The sequence below is a fragment of the Mycolicibacterium vaccae NBRC 14118 = CIP 105934 genome, from assembly GCF_001552715.1.
In the GTDB taxonomy this organism is placed as follows: domain Bacteria; phylum Actinomycetota; class Actinomycetes; order Mycobacteriales; family Mycobacteriaceae; genus Mycobacterium; species Mycobacterium vaccae.
In genome coordinates this window covers 22,855-39,511 of record NZ_BCRS01000010.1, presented here as the reverse complement: position 1 = coordinate 39,511, position 16,657 = coordinate 22,855, and the positions used below count along the sequence as shown (strand labels likewise).

15 protein-coding genes and 1 pseudogene are annotated in these 16,657 nt (G+C 67.1%); 8 read left to right on the top strand and 8 right to left on the bottom strand.

The window, feature by feature from the left end; genetic code table 11:
• Positions 1–37: 37 nt before the first annotated feature.
• The 4 genes from MVA01S_RS03585 (at position 38) to MVA01S_RS03570 (ending at position 5,422) form a co-directional block, all read left to right on the top strand.
• A complete protein-coding gene (locus tag MVA01S_RS03585; RefSeq protein WP_003929482.1) occupies positions 38–1,453 on the top strand; it encodes an NAD(P)H-quinone dehydrogenase in 1,416 nt (471 codons plus the stop codon).
• Positions 1,454–1,554: 101 nt separating this feature from the next.
• Positions 1,555–3,300, top strand: a complete 1,746-nt coding sequence (locus tag MVA01S_RS03580) for a glycerol-3-phosphate dehydrogenase/oxidase (RefSeq protein WP_060941541.1) — start codon at positions 1,555–1,557, stop codon at positions 3,298–3,300.
• Positions 3,297–4,157 (top strand): pseudouridine synthase, encoded by an 861-nt coding sequence (locus tag MVA01S_RS03575; RefSeq protein WP_040540482.1) that lies wholly within the window; start codon positions 3,297–3,299, stop codon positions 4,155–4,157. The genes MVA01S_RS03580 and MVA01S_RS03575 overlap by 4 nt, the downstream gene beginning before the upstream one ends.
• Positions 4,158–4,651: 494 nt before the next feature.
• A complete protein-coding gene (locus MVA01S_RS03570) occupies positions 4,652–5,422 on the top strand; it encodes an SDR family NAD(P)-dependent oxidoreductase (RefSeq protein WP_003929329.1) in 771 nt (256 codons plus the stop codon).
• Positions 5,423–5,506: 84 nt separating this feature from the next.
• Here the strand turns inward: MVA01S_RS03570 and MVA01S_RS03565 are convergent, their stop codons facing one another.
• Positions 5,507–6,286, bottom strand: a complete 780-nt coding sequence (locus tag MVA01S_RS03565) for an enoyl-CoA hydratase/isomerase family protein (RefSeq protein WP_003929330.1) — start codon at positions 6,284–6,286, stop codon at positions 5,507–5,509.
• Between the two features lie 10 nt (positions 6,287–6,296).
• Positions 6,297–6,971 (bottom strand): TetR family transcriptional regulator, encoded by a 675-nt coding sequence (locus MVA01S_RS03560; RefSeq protein WP_040540480.1) that lies wholly within the window; start codon positions 6,969–6,971, stop codon positions 6,297–6,299.
• 69 nt (positions 6,972–7,040) lie between these two features.
• Between MVA01S_RS03560 and MVA01S_RS03555 the strand changes: the two genes are divergently transcribed.
• Both MVA01S_RS03555 and MVA01S_RS03550 read left to right on the top strand, forming a co-directional pair.
• Positions 7,041–8,081: a flavin reductase family protein gene (locus tag MVA01S_RS03555; protein ID WP_040540478.1), complete on the top strand. Its 1,041-nt coding sequence runs from the start codon at positions 7,041–7,043 to the stop codon at positions 8,079–8,081.
• A gap of 82 nt (positions 8,082–8,163) precedes the next feature.
• A complete protein-coding gene (locus tag MVA01S_RS03550; protein WP_003929333.1) occupies positions 8,164–9,291 on the top strand; it encodes a fatty acid desaturase family protein in 1,128 nt (375 codons plus the stop codon).
• Between the two features lie 84 nt (positions 9,292–9,375).
• Here MVA01S_RS03550 and MVA01S_RS03545 read toward each other — a convergent pair whose 3' ends face one another.
• Entirely contained in the window at positions 9,376–10,056 is a 681-nt protein-coding gene (locus tag MVA01S_RS03545; RefSeq protein WP_003929334.1) for a DUF5995 family protein, read from the bottom strand.
• A gap of 289 nt (positions 10,057–10,345) precedes the next feature.
• Between MVA01S_RS03545 and MVA01S_RS03540 the strand changes: the two genes are divergently transcribed.
• On the top strand, positions 10,346–10,768 hold the full coding sequence (locus tag MVA01S_RS03540; RefSeq protein ID WP_003929335.1) for an MTB12 C-terminal domain-containing protein: 423 nt from the start codon (positions 10,346–10,348) through the stop codon (positions 10,766–10,768).
• Between the two features lie 48 nt (positions 10,769–10,816).
• Here MVA01S_RS03540 and MVA01S_RS32285 read toward each other — a convergent pair.
• The 5 genes and pseudogenes from MVA01S_RS32285 to MVA01S_RS03520 all read right to left on the bottom strand — a co-directional run.
• Positions 10,817–11,057: pseudogene (locus MVA01S_RS32285) on the bottom strand (biotin carboxylase); the annotation flags it as partial.
• A gap of 4 nt (positions 11,058–11,061) precedes the next feature.
• Complete coding sequence (locus MVA01S_RS03535) at positions 11,062–12,063, bottom strand: formamidase (protein ID WP_003929336.1); 1,002 nt, start codon at positions 12,061–12,063, stop codon at positions 11,062–11,064.
• The gene (locus MVA01S_RS03530; protein ID WP_003929337.1) at positions 12,060–13,415 is read right to left on the bottom strand and encodes a cytosine permease; all 1,356 of its coding nucleotides are present in this window, start codon (positions 13,413–13,415) and stop codon (positions 12,060–12,062) included. Before MVA01S_RS03530 ends, MVA01S_RS03535 begins: the two co-directional genes overlap by 4 nt.
• Positions 13,412–14,224 carry a 5-oxoprolinase subunit PxpA gene (locus MVA01S_RS03525; RefSeq protein WP_003929338.1) on the bottom strand — a complete coding sequence of 271 codons (813 nt, stop codon included), beginning with the start codon at positions 14,222–14,224 and terminating at the stop codon, positions 13,412–13,414. The genes MVA01S_RS03530 and MVA01S_RS03525 overlap by 4 nt, the downstream gene beginning before the upstream one ends.
• Positions 14,221–16,443 carry an amidase family protein gene (locus tag MVA01S_RS03520; protein WP_237024346.1) on the bottom strand — a complete coding sequence of 741 codons (2,223 nt, stop codon included), beginning with the start codon at positions 16,441–16,443 and terminating at the stop codon, positions 14,221–14,223. The genes MVA01S_RS03525 and MVA01S_RS03520 overlap by 4 nt, the downstream gene beginning before the upstream one ends.
• Before the next feature lie 23 nt (positions 16,444–16,466).
• Between MVA01S_RS03520 and MVA01S_RS31845 the strand changes: the two genes are divergently transcribed.
• Positions 16,467–16,589: a hypothetical protein gene (locus MVA01S_RS31845; RefSeq protein WP_255251671.1), complete on the top strand. Its 123-nt coding sequence runs from the start codon at positions 16,467–16,469 to the stop codon at positions 16,587–16,589.
• The last annotated feature ends 68 nt before the right edge of the window (positions 16,590–16,657 follow it).

The window sequence follows — 16,657 nt, the reverse complement described above, 5'->3', positions numbered from 1 at the left end:
CCACGACGTGGCTACCTCGGTGGCCTAGGTTGAAACCGTGGTAACGCGCATCGTGATCATCGGCGGAGGGCCAGCGGGATACGAGGCGGCCCTGGTGGCAGCCGCCAGGGGCCGCGACGTCACCCAGGTGACGGTGATCGACCAGGACGGTCTCGGCGGGGCATGCGTGCTCTATGACTGTGTGCCGTCGAAGACGCTGATCGCGGCGACCGGGGTGCGCACCGAACTGCGCCGCGCCGAGGGGCTGGGCTATGACATCGGCATCGAGGACGCGAAGATCTCGCTGCCGTTGATCAACAACCGCGTCAAGACGCTGGCCGCATCGCAGTCGGCCGACATCGGCAGCCAACTGCTCAACCAGGGCGTCACCATCATCGGCGGTCGCGGCGAGCTGGTCGACGACATCGCCGGCATGGCCCACCACCGGGTCAAGGTCACCACCGACGACGGCAAAGTGGGGGTGCTCAAGGCCGACGTCGTGCTGATCGCCACCGGCGCCAGCCCGCGGGTGCTGCCCAACGCGGTGCCCGACGGCGAGCGGATCCTGACCTGGCGCCAGGTCTACGACCTGACCGAGCTGCCCAGCCACCTGATCATCGTCGGCTCCGGGGTGACGGGCGCGGAGTTCTGCAACGCCTACACCGAACTCGGCGTGCGGGTGACGGTGGTGGCCAGCCGCGACCAGATCCTGCCGCACGAGGACTCCGACGCCGCGGCGGTGCTGGAGGAGGTGTTCAACGAGCGCGGCGTGACGCTGATCAAGAACGCCCGCGCCGACTCGGTCACCCGCACCGACACCGGTGTCCGGGTGGCGATCGCCGATGGCCGCGTCGTCGAGGGCAGCCACGCACTGATGACGGTCGGTTCTGTGCCGAACACCGAGCACCTGGGCCTGGAGCGGGTCGGTATCGAACTCAAGCCGGGCGGCTACATCCCCGTCGACCGGGTGTCGCGCACCCCCGCCCCCGGTGTGTACGCCGCAGGGGACTGCACCGGTCTGCTGCCGCTGGCCTCGGTGGCCGCCATGCAGGGCCGCATCGCGATGTACCACGCGCTGGGGGAGGGCGTCTCGCCGATCCGGCTGCGCACAGTGGCTTCGGCGACGTTCACCCGTCCCGAGATCGCCGCGGTCGGCATCCCGCAGTCGGCGATCGACGACGGCAGCGTGCCGGCCCGTACGTTGATGCTGCCGCTGAGCACCAACGCCCGCGCGAAGATGTCGCTGCTGCGGCACGGCTTCGTCAAGATCTTCTGCCGGCCGGCCACCGGCGTGGTGATCGGCGGGGTGGTGGTCGCGCCGATCGCCTCGGAGCTGATCCTGCCGATCGCGCTGGCCGTGCAGAACCGCATCTCGGTGACCGACCTGGCCCAGACCCTGTCGGTGTATCCGTCGCTGTCGGGGTCGATCGTCGAGGCCGCCCGCCGGCTGATGGCGCACGACGATCTGGACTGATCTGCGTTCGCGGGTTGCGGCTCGTTCCTCGCCGGGTGCCCGTCATCGGGCTAGCCTGGGGGCGACCATCCGTACTGACGAGTAACGAGGAGCCGGTCAACGTGAGTGACCCGATCCCCGCTCCAGGCAACGGCCAGACGTTTCTGAGCCCCCGGCAGCGGGAGCGCGCCTGGGACCGGCTCGGCAGCGAGCAGTTCGACGTGATCGTCATCGGCGGCGGCATCGTCGGGGCAGGGGCCGCGCTGGACGCGGCCACCCGCGGCCTGAAGGTCGCACTGGTCGAAGCACGCGACTTCGCCTCCGGCACGTCCAGCCGCAGCAGCAAGATGTTCCACGGCGGCCTGCGGTATCTGGAGCAGCTGGAGTTCGGGCTGGTGCGCGAGGCCCTGCACGAACGCGAGCTGTCGCTGACCACACTGGCCCCGCATCTGGTCAAGCCGCTGCCGTTCCTGTTCCCGTTGACCAACCGATGGTGGGAGCGGCCCTACATCGCGGCCGGGATCTTTCTCTACGACCAGCTCGGCGGCGCGAAATCGGTTCCGCCGCAGAAGCATCTGACGCGGGCGGGGGCGCTTCGGCTGTCTCCCGGGCTCAAGCGCAGCTCGCTGATCGGCGGAATCCGGTACTACGACACCGTCGTCGACGACGCCCGGCACACGATGACCGTGGCGCGCACCGCCGCCCACTACGGCGCGGTGGTGCGGACCTCGACGCAGGTGGTGGCGCTGCTGCGGGAGGGGGACCGGGTCACCGGTGTGCGGGTACGCGACTCCGAGGACGGTGCGGTCACCGAGGTGCGCGGCCACGTGGTGGTCAACGCGACCGGGGTGTGGACCGACGAGATCCAGGCATTGTCCAAGCAGCGCGGCCGGTTTCGGGTGCGGGCGTCCAAGGGCGTGCACATCGTGGTGCCGCGCGACCGCATCGTGAGCGAGGTCGCGATCATCCTGCGCACCGAGAAGTCGGTGCTGTTCGTCATCCCGTGGGGTACGCACTGGATCATCGGCACCACCGACACCGACTGGAATCTCGACCTCGCGCACCCGGCGGCGACCAAGGCCGACATCGACTACATCCTGGGAGAGGTCAACAAGGTGCTGGCCACTCCGGTGAGCCACGAAGACATCGACGGCGTGTACGCCGGGTTGCGCCCACTGCTGGCCGGTGAGAGCGAGGAGACCTCGAAGCTGTCCCGCGAGCACGCGGTGGCGGTGCCGGCGCCCGGCCTGGTGGCCATTGCCGGCGGCAAGTACACCACCTACCGGGTGATGGCCCAGGACGCGATCGACGCGGCCGCGGAGTTCATCCCGACCCGGGTGGCGCCGTCGATCACCGAGAAGGTGCCGCTGCTCGGGGCCGACGGGTACTTCGCGATGATCAACCAGACCCAAAGCGTTGGTGCGTATTACGGTCTGCATCCGTACCGGGTCCGGCATCTGCTGGACCGGTACGGTTCGCTGATCGGCGAGGTGCTCTCGTTGGCTGACGACCGGCCCGAACTGCTGGAGCCGATCACCGAGGCGCCGGTGTACCTGAAGGTGGAGGCGGCCTACGCCGCGGTTGCGGAGGGCGCACTGCACCTGGAGGACATCCTGGCGCGCCGGATGCGGATCTCCATCGAGTACCCGCACCGCGGGGTGGACTGTGCCCGTGAGGTCGCCGAAGTGGTTGCGCCCCTGCTGGGTTGGAGCGCCGAGGACGTCGACCGCGAGGTCGCGACGTACCTGGCCCGCGTCGAGGCCGAGGTGTTGTCGCAGACCCAGCCCGACGACGAGTCCGCCGACGCGTTGCGCGCGGCCGCTCCGGAGGCGCGTGCGGAGATCCTCGAGCCGGTGCCGCTCAATTGAGGCGGCCCGCACCGCTTCCGGTGCGTGACGGACTCGGTCCCGCGCGGGTGCGGCTGCGTGGAGGCGCGGTGCTGGTGGAGTTCGCCGACCGGTTCGGCGAAGCCGCCGCGCAGAAGGTGCTCGACGGCGAGGTGTTCACCGCCGACGGTGAGGTGGTGGGTGCGGCCACTGTGCTGCAACCGAATTCGGTGGTGTATCTGTACCGTGACCTGCCCGACGAGGTACCGGTGCCGTTCGACATGCCGATCGTGTACCGGGACGAGAACGTCGTCGTCGTGGACAAGCCGCACTTCCTGGCGACGATGCCGCGCGGCAGCCACGTCGCCGAGACCGCCCTGGTGCGTCTGCGCCGTGAGCTCGATGTGCCCGAACTCAGCCCCGCGCACCGGCTGGACCGGTTGACCGCGGGGGTGCTGGTGTTCACCACCCGGCGCGCGGTCCGCGGCGCGTATCAGACGTTGTTCGCGCGCGGGGAGGTGGCCAAGACCTACCTCGCGCGGTCGTCGGCGCCGCACACCGGGCACGAGTTCCCGGTGACGGTGCGAAGCCGGATCGTCAAGCGGCGAGGCTCGTTGCAGGCCTGTGAGGAGCCGGGGGAGCCGAACGCGGAGACGGTGGTGGAGCACATGGGCGACGGCCGGTATCGGCTCACGCCCAGAACCGGACGCACCCACCAGTTGCGGGTGCACATGAACTCGCTGGGGTTGCCGATCGACGGGGACCCGCTCTACCCCGACGTCGTCGAGGTGGCCGCCGGGGATTTCTCGGCGCCACTGCGGCTGCTCGCCCAGACGTTGGAGTTCACGGATCCGATCACCGGCCTGCACCGGCGGTTCACCAGTGCGCGGTCGCTGTGAGCGTGCGCTCAGATCGCGACTCCCCTCGAAGATCGCTCCATCGCGATCTGAGCGCACACGGGCGCCGGCGGTAGCGGACTGCGCTCCCGCGTTTCGTGCGTCGCCCGGCGCCCCGGCGTCGCACACTTCGAAATGTACTTCATCTGTCAATAATTCGCTGCCCGAGGTGGTTTGGGCCGTCGGCAGTGTCTTGACTAGGCATTGCTCATGCGATGGAGGGGCCTGCCGACTTTGCGCGACGAGGGTTCGCTTTCGGCAATCCTTGCCCGGAGGGCGAGCCGGGCGACGGACCCGCGGCGTCCTGTGCAGATGTATTCAAATTGTCCGGGCGCCGGGAAAGGGGCAAATCCGGAGCGGCTGTCCGGCGGCGGCAGGGCGCCGCGCCGAAGTCGGCCTCGTCGCGGGCGAGTGTGGCCGGGCTGTCACAATCGCGTGATGTGGATTACAGCGGCGCACGACAGTGACTCCGGCCTCGTCGAAGGTGGGTGCCTCTGATGGATCGGGCTTCCTTCGACCGGCTTTTCGACATGACGGACCGGACTGTGATCGTCACCGGCGGCACCCGCGGGATCGGGCTGGCGCTGGCCGAGGGCTATGTGCTCGCCGGCGCCCGCGTCGTGGTCGCCAGTCGCAAGGCCGACGCATGTGAGCGGGCCGCGCAGCACCTGCGCGAACTGGGCGGTTCGGCGATCGGGGTGCCCACCCATCTCGGCGAGGTCGACGATCTCGGGACGCTCGTGGAACGCACCGTCGCCGAGTTCGGCGGGGTGGACGTCGTCGTCAACAATGCCGCGAACCCGCTGGCGCAGCCGTTCGGGCAGATGACCGGCGACGCGCTGACCAAATCGTTCGAGGTCAACCTGCGCGGTCCGGTGCTGCTGGTGCAGGAGGCGTTGCCGCATCTGAAGGCCAGTGAGCACGCCGCGGTGCTGAACATGGTGTCGGTCGGTGCGTTCATCTTCGCGCCGATGCTGTCGATCTACGCGTCGATGAAGGCCGCGATGATGTCGTTCACCCGGTCGATGGCCGCGGAGTTCGTGCACCACGGCATCCGGGTCAACGCGCTGGCCCCCGGACCGGTGGACACCGACATGATGCGCAAGAACCCGCAGGCGGCCATCGACGGGATGGTCGGCGGCACGTTGCTGGGACGTCTGGCCGGCGCTGACGAAATGGTCGGCCCCGCTTTGCTTCTCACCTCGGATGCGGGAAGCTACATCACCGGCCAGGTGATCATCGCCGACGGTGGCGGCACCCCCCGCTGACCTACCCCTCTCTTTCGCCGAAACCGCATTCCACGCGGCCGTTTCCGCATTCTGGCCGCACGGGATGCAATCTCGGCGAGAGGGTCAGGGCTTGCGCAGGATCTTGGCGGCCATCTCGCGCATCTCGCCGCTGGTCGACGCCACGATCTGGCTGCGGTTCTCCAGGTGCAACGCGGCCTCCAGGCTGCCCGCGTCCAGGTTGGCCCACAGCACCTGCTTGGTCGATTCCAGCCCGAATTTGCCGTAGCCGCAGAGGGTCTCGGCGATCGCCAGCGCCTCGTCGAGGACCGGGTCGGCCACCCGCGAGACCAGCCCGAGCCGCAACGCCTCGTCGGCGTCGACCGCGCGGGCGGTCAGGATCAGGTCGAAGGCCGGGCCGGCGCCGATGATGCGCGGCAGCGTGTAGCTCACCCCGATGTCGCACCCGCCGAGCCCGAGCTTGATGAACTGCGTGCAGAACCGCGCCGACGGCGCCGCGACCCGGATGTCGCACGCGGCGGCGAGGCCGAGTCCGCCGCCGTAGGCCACGCCGTTGACCGCCGCGATCACCGGCTGCCGTAACCGGTGCAGCTTGGCGGTGAGGTCGGCGATGCGTTCCTGCCAGCGCATGCCCGAGCGCGGGAACTCGGTGCCGCCGCCGGTCTGCTCCGGGTTGGGCGCGCTCAGGTCGAGGCCGGCGCAGAAGCCGCGCCCGGCGCCGGTCAGCACCACCACGCGGCAGGTGTTGTCGGCGGCGAGCGTGTCGAGGCACCGGTGCAGCTCCTCGACCAGCTCGTAGGACAACGCGTTGAGCTTGTCGGGCCGGTTGAGGGTCACGACGGTGATCTCCGGCCGCGGATGGCTGATTTCGACGACGGACGACATGCCCGTCACGTTAACTGCTGCGCCAGCCCGCCACGCCGACAGTGATCATCCGCAGTTGTTTGATCGCAATCCGGCGGATCTCGGCGACCCCGGCAGGGTCGGTGGTGTCCTCGAGCGACTCGGCGATCACGATCATCGAGTTGACGAACACGCTGGCCAGGATGTTGAGGTCCTCGCTGCTCCATGTGTTGAGGTTCGGGAAGCGGGCCAGGTCGATCGCCAGTTCCGAAGTGATCAAACGGATTTCGGTGCGGATCGCGTACCGCAGCACGGCGACGCCGGTGGAGCGTTCGCGGCCGATGAAGCGCCAGTGCTCGCGGCGTTGCTGAACCCCGTCGATCAGGATGTCCACCGAGGACTCGATCACCCGGTTCGGGTCGAGTTTGCCGGCCCGCGCCCCGCGCAGCATCTCGCGCAGCGCGCGGAACGACTCGTCGATCAGCACGAGGCCGAGGGCCTCCATGGATTCGAAATGCCGGTAGAACGCTGCCGGCACGATGCCGGCCTCGCGGGTGACCTCGCGCAGGCTCAGCCCGCTGAAGCTGCGTTCGGCGAGCAGCTGCAGCGCCGCGGCCACGATCGCCCGGCGGGTGGCTTCCTTACGTTCCTCGCGCGACAGGGTCTCCCCGCTCTTCTCCCGGGACCTGGAACGTCCCGTTCGCGAGCTGGGCGTACGACTGTTCACTGTGTGAAAACTACCACAAGCTGCAGCAAACCCTTGACGAGCTCGCAGTATGGCGCGCACGGTGTACACATGTTCACTGAAACGTTGACTCGGGCGCGACGGTCGTCCCTGTTGGACCTGCTGACGGGTCCGCACGGGGTCGACCGTTACACCGAACTGGTCGATCCGACCTGGACCCGCGGCGACGCCCGGGCCCGGGTGGTGGCCGTGCGACGCAGCACGCCGCGCAGTGTGACGTTGACGCTGGCACCGAACCGGGCCTTCGCCGGGTTCCGGGCCGGCCAGCACATCAACCTGTCTGTCGAGATCGACGGACGCCGGCGGACCCGGCCGTACTCGCCGGCCAACGCCGAGGGTGACGCGCACATCGAACTGACCGTCGGCCGTCACGACGGCGGACTGGTCTCCACGTATCTGTTCGAACACGCCCGGCCGGGCATGGTCGTCGGACTGGACTCCGTCGGCGGTGACTTCACGCTGCCGCACGGCCCGGGCCGGCTGCTGTTCGTCTCCGGCGGCAGTGGCATCACGCCGGTGATGTCGATGCTGCGCACGCTGCGGGACCGGCGGCACAGCGGGCAGATCACGTTCGTCCACTACGCCCGCTCCGCGCAGGAGGCCTGCTACCGCGCAGAGCTCGCCGACATCGCCCGGACGATGCCGAATGTGACGGTGCGACACGGCTTTACCCGCAACCGGAGCGGATCCGACCTGCCGCCGCGATTCGAGGACCACGCATTCGAGGCCGACGCCGTCTTCGTGTGCGGGCCGTCGGCACTCGTCGACGCGGTGCGGGCCGTCCATCCGGACGCGCGGTCGGAGAGTTTCGTCCCGCCGGTGTTCACCGGCGAATCCAGCGGTGGGCAAGTGACTTTCGCCGAGAGTGCGGTCGCGATCACCGATGACGGCCGACCGCTGCTGGATCAGGCCGAGTCGGCCGGTCTGACACCCGAGAGCGGGTGCCGGATGGGCATCTGCTTCTCCTGCACGCGCCGCAAGACCAGCGGTGTGGTGCGCAACGTGATCACCGGGGTGGTCTCGACCGCCGAAGAAGAAGACGTGCAGCTCTGCGTCACCGCACCCGTCGGCGACGTCGACATCAACCTGTAACCGCCGAAACCGCATTCCACGCGCTGCTTTTCGCCGAAAGGCCGCAACGGATGCAATCTCGGCGACAACGAGAGGGAGCACCATGACTGACCTTCTGGACACCACGACCACGACCACGACCACCCCGCAACAGCAGACCATCACCAAGACGGTCGCGGGCAAGGCCATCACCCTGACCCCCGAGCAGGCCGAGGCGTTCGGCCGTGAGCTCGATGCGCTGAAGGAGGCCGTCATCGCCGACCTGGGCGAGCGCGACGCCACCTACATCCGGCGGATGATCAAGGCGCAGCGCAGCCTCGAAGTGGGCGGACGGGCGCTGCTGTTCGGCGGGATCTTCCCGCCGTTCTGGCTGGCCGGCACCGCGATGCTCGGGCTGAGCAAGATCATCGACAACATGGAGATCGGCCACAACGTCATGCACGGCCAGTACGACTGGATGGGCGACCCGGCGATCTCCAGCCGCAACTTCGAATGGGACACCGCGTGCCCGGCCGATCAGTGGCGGCACTCGCACAATTACATGCACCACACGTACACCAACATCGTCGGCCTGGACCGCGATATCGGCTACGGCATCCTGCGGATGAGCTCGGACCAGAGGTGGCGGCCGTACTACCTGGGCAACCCGGTGTACGCGTTCCTGCTGATGGTGCTGTTCCAGTACGGCGTGGCGTTGCACGAGATGGAGAGCGAGAAGATCGCCTCCGGTGAGATCACGTTGACCGACAAGCGCGAGATCCTGCGTGGCATCTGGGACAAGACGAAGCGGCAGACGCTCAAGGACTACGTCGCGTTCCCGCTGCTGGCCGGGCCGTTCGCGCCGTGGGTGTTCGCAGGCAACCTGACCGCCAACCTGATGCGCAACGTGTGGTCCTACATGATCATCTTCTGCGGGCACTTCCCCGAGGACGTGCAGGAGTTCTCCATCGAGGAGACCAAGGCCGAGACGCGTGGGCAGTGGTACTTCCGGCAGGTGCTCGGCTCGGCCAACCTCGACGGCGGCAAGCTGTTCCACATCCTGTCCGGCAACCTGTCCTTCCAGATCGAGCATCACCTGTTCCCGGACATCCCGGCGTTCCGGCATGCCGAGATCGCGCCGAAAGTCCGCGAGATCTGCGAGCGCTACGGCGTGCCCTACAACACCGGCCCGCTGCCGCGGCAGTTCGCGACCGTGGTGCGCAAGATCGTGAAGTTCGCGCTGCCTTTCTAGACCCTCTCCGCCGAAACCGCATTCCATGCGGCGCCGCGGGTCGTATGACCGCGGTGGGTGCAGTCTCGGCGAGGTGGGGGGCCGTCACTCCGGGACGACCGTCGTCAACAGCAGACGAGACCCCATGCCGACGGTGTGCCCGATGCCGGTCAGGAACGCGCGGTACAGGTGTTTCAGCGGCTGCAGCTCCCACAGTGTCAGTGTCGTCATCCACGCGAAATCGCGTGCCTTGTCGATGCTCCACGCACTCACCAGGTGAGCGACCGGGGCGAGGCGGTCATCGACGCTTCGCTCGAGTTCGTTGAGAAACGAGCGGCGGATCTCGGCCTCGGCGTCGGCCAACAGGTCGTTGACCTTGTCGTAGTCCGATCGCACACCGGGACTGTCAGGCGTGCGGTCGCGCGCCGTGCACGCGCCGAGGACGGCCAGGGGAAGATCGTTTTCGATGTGTGCGTTCATGCCGGCCAGGGCGAACTGGATCGGCAGTATCTGGCGGCGAGATCGCATGGCGAGCAGTGGTTCCCAGGCCTTCGGCACGGTGTCGACGGCATCGTAGGCGGCGAACCAGTAGTTGGCGAATCGCACTGTCAGCTCGGTCATGAAGTCGCCGTCGCTGAAGAATCCTCCTGCGCTGAGGCGGTCGGACATGCTCTCGGTGACACGCAGATAGACACTGTTGAACACGGCCGCGCCGTCGTCGGCGGCGTTCTCGGCGGCGATGACGCGCATGCGCGCGACGACGTCGGCAACGGTGGAGGCGCTCATTGCGTCATCCCATCAGCCACTTTGGCGGCAGTTGCGACGTCTGATCGCATTGGAGCTAACCAAGTGTGGTGCGTCGTCGAGAAGGGCACCCTGGCGACCTTCATGGGATCTCCTTCCCGGTAGTGCATCTGCGGGATCGATGACAAATGCAGTCTTGATGTCTTGGTGCTAAGCGGCTTGAGTAGTGCGCTACTCGCTTTCCGGCTCCGGGACGTAGGTCTTGTGGCAAGGGCCGCCCCGTGGTGGGGTGTGGGCTGGGTCGGACCCTCTGTGCGGAAGGAAGCTTTTTATGCGTGCTGCGTTGGCGGCGATGTCGGTGGTGGCTGCAGGTGCCGTGGGCGGCATGGGGGTGGCGTGGGCCCAGCCGGTCCCGGACGCCGGTCAGCTGACCGCCGAGCTGCGCCAGGTGCTCAACACCGGGGCTCCGGCGAGCGAGCGGGCGGCGAAGCTGGCAGGCGGCGACGCCGCGGTGCCGACCGCCGACAACATCGCCAACCGCCTGAACACCTACGGCGGCATGGTGAACTGGCAGGTGCAGAACCCGGTGCTCAACGGCGACCGGCTCGACGCGCAGATCGCGGTGACCATCCCGATCTTCGGCACCAAGACCCACGACATCTACTGGGTCGAGCAGGACGGCGCGTGGAAGCTGTCCAATCCGTCGGCGTGCGTGATCGCCCGCGACGTCGCCGGCGTCGACTGCACCGTCTAGCGCCTGCACCGCCTAGCGCCGAAACCGCATTCCACGCGGCCGTCAGGCCGAGCCGGCCCGGCCCGTGACGTGGGGGACGCTGAGCCCGGCCGCCTCATGGGCCAAACGGGTCATGACCGCTTGGAGTACAGCCGGTGGCGCAGTTCCGCCTGCGGGTGCATCACCTTCCATCCCCGCCTCGTTGCGCGATGAAGTCAAGGGTCTCGGGATCGCGCTGGAGGTGGTTTCAGGCATCGCCCACGGATCGGAGGTCGACGCGTTCCACGTGCGAATGGTCGTCGCGCCGTGGTGTCTCAGACTGCCCGCACCGATTCCGGCGGACCCCAGCCGGCTCCCGTGCCGTCCACGTGGTGTATCTGGTCCTCCCACGGCACCCGATACTCGCCGGCGACGAGGTCCTGCATGAAGGTGTAAGGGCAGTCGCGGGCACCGCCCGGTACTGCCGTGTAGCCACGGTGACCGAGTTGGTAGATGTTGTTCTCCACACCCCAGGTGCGTCGGGCCTCGTCTGCGCGGGACGGGATAACCTCCGCGGTGACGATGCGGTCGGGGGTGCCGTCGCCGGACACGAGGATGGTCCCGTCGACGTCGCAGACCATGGCCTCGCCCTGCGACCAGATGTGGTTCTGGTCGGGTCCGGCGAGCGCGACCGATGCGGTGTAGGCGAGGTTGTGAAAGGCGTTGGTCTGGTTCGTGATCCGCCACGAGTGCTGAATCGGATAGGTGTATCCGGCCGTACGCAGAATTACGTTGGCGCCCTTGTACGCTGCTTCGCGCGCCATCTCGGGCAGCATTCCGTCGTGGCAGATGATGAGCGCCAGCCGTGAACCGGAGGGCCCGTCGCATACCGGGATGCCGAGGTCGCCCGGCGCCCACGGTTCCGCTGGCACCCACGGATGCATCTTGCGGTAGTAGAGCTGTTCCCGGCCCTGGTCGTCGACGATGATGCCGGAGTTCCACGGGGCACCTGAGGGGTTGCGCTCCATGATGGAGAAGCAGCCCCAGACACCGGCGTCGCGGCAGGCGTCGGCCAGCAGCGTCATCTCCGGTCCGTCCCGATCGCACAGCAGCGTGTCGTCAAGCCAGGTGTCGGGGTCCAATCCGTTGATGCTGTATTCCGGCATCACCACGAGGTCAAGTGAGCTCATGCCCTTCTTGGCACCTCTCACGATTCCGGCCAGGCGTTCAGCGGTTATTTTCAGGTCGGACGGTTCCCTGATGGTGGGGACCCGAGCCTGCACCAGTCCCAGGACGAGCGCGCCGGGCGTCGGGTTCAGTCCGTCGAGTCCGCTCATGCGACGGCCGCCTCTGCCCGCGTGGCCCTGCGGTGCGAGACCATGTCGATCAGGAAGTACGCAGCTGCGGCGCAGACCATCCCGACGACGGCCTCGCTGAGCTGGGGCGCCCAGTGATGCACCGCGTAGGCGCAGGCTGCGCCGATGATCCAGGCGGCGAACGGCTGTGTCCGGAACGTCGTCAGCTCACGGGAGGTGGCGCGCCGGGTGAGGAGCTGATCGACGATCACCACCGCACCGATCGACGGCACGAAGATGCCCAGCAGGTTCAGCCAGGTGGGGAAGTGGCTCCAGACGCCGGCCAATGCGATCGCCAGACCGGCGGCGCCCAGCACCAGCGTCAGGACGCGCATCTTGGAACCGACCAGCTGGCTCCACCCGACCGCACCGTTGTACAGGCAGTGCGCGCACACCGAGCCGAGGTTGACGAAGACGAAGATCACGGCGAGGACGGCCAGCACCGCGCCGTGGTCGACGAGGATCGGAAGGAAGTCGCCACCGTCGGTGGCGGGATTGAGTGCGCCGCCCGCAGCGACGATCACCGCACCGGTGAGCATGGCGATCATGTTGGCGATCGGGAATGCGCTGAAGGTGGCGATGACCGCCTCTTTGCCACCTTTGGACCAGCGGGTGAAGTCGGCGGTCATGGTGCCGGAGTCGATGAAGCTGGCGACGACGATTGTCACCGCGGCGCCGATCGACAGGACGGTCGCGCTACTTGCGCCGCCTTCGTACGAGGTGACCCCGCTCCAGCCGTTGTCGCGGGTGACGAGGATGACCGCTACGAGCCCGAGGATGACGAACAAGGGCGCAGCGATCATGCCGATGACGGTCAGTGCACGAATTCCGATGAAGGTCACGCCGATGTAGAGCAGTCCGGCGATGAGCACGATCAGGGTCTCGTTCCAGCCCAGCGACACATTGAGCGTCGCGCCGGTCAGGCCGGTCTGGAAGGCGAACCACCCGATGACGACGGTCGCAAGGAATCCGGTGACGATCTTGGACCCGTAGCGTCCGAAGGTCTCGGCGGCACTGAGCGCGAAGTTCTTGCCGGTCTTCCCAGCTAGGTAGGACAGCGCCCCGACGTAGCCGAACAACACCGCATTGCCGACGACGATGGCCAGAACCCCCTTCCAGAAGCCCAGGCCGTAGACGATGGTGCCACCGAAGATGGCGCACGTGAGAACCATCGGGAATCCGAACCACACTGCGGATACCGACAGGGTCGATCTGCGGTGCGACTGCGGGACCGGACGGTCCTCGAACTCCGATTCCAGGTGTAGCGGACCCTCAGCTGGTCGGGTGTCCTGCGATGCGGCATCGGTTGACGTACTGCGGGTGGAGTTGGTCATGAGGCACTCTCCGAAATGGTCGGCACCGCCGAGGCGGCGGCCAGGATGGGTTCTCGCGTCGTCACTGACGCGGGCGTGGTCGCTCGTGGCGAACGAAAGGTGTAGCCCGCGTCGACGAGGGCGTGACGTAGTGCGGCGAGAAGAGCCGGAGCGCCGGGGGTGTCGCTGTGCAGGCACACGGACCGCGTATCGGACTCGTCGAGCGTCTCCAGTTGTGACAGCGTGCGCGCAATCACCTCATCCGGGCCACCAATGAGTTCGGTTGTGCGGTCGTACATCTGGACGATCCCGTTATGGTACGGGCGGTCGGCGAACACTTCGATCACCGGCGCGATCCCGCACTCAACCGCCGCGGTGCGCAGCGCCGATCCGGGGAGAACGTAGATGTACAACGCGGGATCGAGATCGGCGACGGCCTGACAGACCGCCTCGGCGAGACCGGGATCGCGGTTGGCCATCATGTAGAGAGACCCGTGCAGTTTCAGATGCTGCATCACGGATCCCCGCGCGCGGACGAAGCTTTGCAGCGCCCCCACCTGATAGAGGCAGAGGTCGTATGCCTCCTGCGGCGTGGTGGGGATCTCCCGCCTGCCGAACCCGAGTCGGTCCGGCAGGCCCACATGCGCGCCGATGGCGACGCCGTGCGTACGGGCGAGGTCGACGCTGCGCCGCATGACCGCCGGGTCGCCGCCGTGGGCGCCGCAGGCGATATTCGCCGAGGTGATCATCGGCATCATCTCGTCGTCGGCGCCGTAGGCGTACACGCCGAAGCTCTCGCCCAGGTCGGCGTTGAGATCGACGGCCGTCACGCGGTCACACCTGTGCGCAGGAGGCCGATGCTCGGCTGGCGGCGGGGAGATTCGGCCAGTTCCCAGGCGCGGGCGAAACGAAGGAGCGCTTGTTCGGACAGTGGCCGCCCCACCACCTCGAGTCCGACGGGCAAGCCGGTGTCGGTGAAGCCCACCGGGATGCTGATCGCAGGCAGTGACGTCTGTGAGGCGATGACGGTGTTCGTCGGGAAATCCAGCGCTGTCCACCGCTTGGCGGCGAGGTCCGCGCGGGTGGGTGCCGGCACCTGGACTGTCGGATAGACGAGGAAGTCGACTTCCGCGTCGGCCATCATCGCCAATAGCGTGCGTCGCCATTCTTCCTGCTGCAGACGCTTTTTGAAGTATTCCGGGTCGTCTTCGGGTCGGTCCGGACCGTCGGCGATGTCGGCCAGGAGATCGGTGAGAGGGTGCCAGTCCCCGGAGTCGACGATGTCGCGGATCGACGTCGGTCCGTTGTGCGTGCGCGACGAAAGGAAGGTCTCGAGGTCGGTCTTGGACTGAATGGTGTACAGCGACGTGCCGGCGACCCAGGACTCGAGGTCGCCGAGAACGAGGTCGTCGACGACAGCGGTCCCGTGCTGCTGCAGTTTCTCGAGGGCGGAGCGCACAACTCCGTTGGTCAGTTCCTGGTCGTCGCCGGAACCGAAGGCGTCGGACAACACACCCACACGAAAGCCGGACAACGTCTCGGCGCCTACGCCGTCTATCGCCTTGACGTAGTTGCCCACGTCCGAGCTGGCGGTTGCGAGTGCGGTGTAGGAGTCAGTGGGGTCGTAGCCGACGATGACGTCGAGGACAGCGGCGAGGTCGGATAAGTTGCGGGCCATTGGACCTGGCGTGTCCTGAAAGTGCAGGAGCGGTGAGAAGCCGGTCCGCGATATGAGGCCGGTGGTCACGCGCAGACCGAACAGGTTGTTGAACGAAGCGGGCAGGCGGATCGACCCGCCGGTGTCTTCGCCGATGCCCACCAGGCAGAGGTTCGCAGCCACTGCCGCGGCGGTGCCTGCACTGGAGCCGCCGGTCTCACGATCGAGGTCGTAGGGGTTCTTGGTGTGTTCGGTGCGTGAGGAGAAGGAGAACCATCCCGCGGCGAAGTCACACATGGCGGTCTTGCCCAGGATGACCGCTCCGGCATTGCGCAGCCGCTCGATCACGGTGGCGTCGGCCTCCGGGATGTAGTCGGCGAATGCCTTGGAACCGAATGCCGTGGGGATGCCCTTGGTCTCGCCCTGATCCTTGACGAGGATGGGCACACCGTGCAGCGGACCGACAAGGGTGCCGGTGCGGGCATATCGTTCGTCGATGGAGCGCGCGTCGTCGAGTGCTGTGGGATTGAGGGTGACGACCGAGTTCAGTTGTGGTCCTTCGGGGTTGTCGATTGCATCGAGTGCCGTGATGCGCTTGAGGTACCACGCGGTGAGGTCAGCGCTCGTGCTCGCACCGGTCTCGATCAGTCGATGAAATGAACTGATCGACAGCTCTTCGTAGTTCACGTTTTCTCCCTTGTCGGTGGCGCCGTCACCAAGCGCGCCGATAATGGTTTCTGCGGTGTGTTCGAGGTGCTTACTCGTGGCGTCGAGAAGACCGTCGAGGTCGCGTTCGAGCATCAGCTGGTACATCTGCTCGTGCTGTCGATCGGCTTCGGTGAAGTCGTGCATTGCTGACGCGTAGATCGCCATGTACGGCTGGATGCGGTCCCAGATGTTGTGGATCAGTTCGAGCAGGTACCGGCTGTTGCCGCAGGCGTAGAAGGTCTGATGAAACTCACGATTGAGCTCCCGCCACGCGTGCGCACCGGTGCCGGGAACCGCCATCCGATCCAGGATCGATCGCAGCGCGACGCTCGTCTCGGCGTCTAATTGCGGTAGCGCCCATTCAGTCGCCAGCGACTCGAGTCGAAGTCGGATGGTGAAGAGTTCACGAATTGCATTAGGGGACAACATCGTGATGGTGACCGACCTGCGGTCGAACTCGACGAGCCCCTCGACGCCCAGACGCTTCAACGCTTCGCGAGTGGGCATCGTCGACACCCCGACCGACTCGGCGAGGGAACGAATCGACACCCGTGTGCCCGGGGCAATGCGGCCTTCGAGGATGCTGCGGCGGATCTGCTGATAGACGCTCTCGGCCAGTGTCGGCGAGGCTGAGCGGTCGGTTCTTTGTGATATCAACTGCCGCGGTTCACTAGCTGTGATCACACGCTAGATCGTGAGCTCTGTTGATGACCCGGATGTTGTGGCTGAGTTTCGAGGATGTGACATCGTTGACGGTCGGAACCGTGTTGGTGTGGAACGTGATCGTCGCGGGGGTGCCGGCCGACGAGACCGCCCTGCGCCGGGTGTAGCGGTCGCGCACCTTGAGATACCAGGTCGTCGAACCGCGTCACCAGCGATAACAGGAGCAGCTACACCC

What these genes read in the sequence shown, in the direction of transcription:
- MVA01S_RS03570 (WP_003929329.1), top strand. Translation starts at nt 4,652, where the DNA reads ATGGATCGGGCTTCCTTCGACCGGCTTTTCGACATGACGGACCGGACT.
- MVA01S_RS03565 (WP_003929330.1), bottom strand. Translation starts at nt 6,286, where the DNA reads ATGTCGTCCGTCGTCGAAATCAGCCATCCGCGGCCGGAGATCACCGTC.
- MVA01S_RS03555 (WP_040540478.1), top strand. Translation starts at nt 7,041, where the DNA reads ATGTTCACTGAAACGTTGACTCGGGCGCGACGGTCGTCCCTGTTGGAC.
- MVA01S_RS03550 (WP_003929333.1), top strand. Translation starts at nt 8,164, where the DNA reads ATGACTGACCTTCTGGACACCACGACCACGACCACGACCACCCCGCAA.
- MVA01S_RS03545 (WP_003929334.1), bottom strand. Translation starts at nt 10,056, where the DNA reads ATGAGCGCCTCCACCGTTGCCGACGTCGTCGCGCGCATGCGCGTCATC.
- MVA01S_RS03540 (WP_003929335.1), top strand. Translation starts at nt 10,346, where the DNA reads ATGCGTGCTGCGTTGGCGGCGATGTCGGTGGTGGCTGCAGGTGCCGTG.
- MVA01S_RS03535 (WP_003929336.1), bottom strand. Translation starts at nt 12,063, where the DNA reads ATGAGCGGACTCGACGGACTGAACCCGACGCCCGGCGCGCTCGTCCTG.
- MVA01S_RS03530 (WP_003929337.1), bottom strand. Translation starts at nt 13,415, where the DNA reads ATGACCAACTCCACCCGCAGTACGTCAACCGATGCCGCATCGCAGGAC.
- MVA01S_RS31845 (WP_255251671.1), top strand. Translation starts at nt 16,467, where the DNA reads ATGACCCGGATGTTGTGGCTGAGTTTCGAGGATGTGACATCGTTGACG.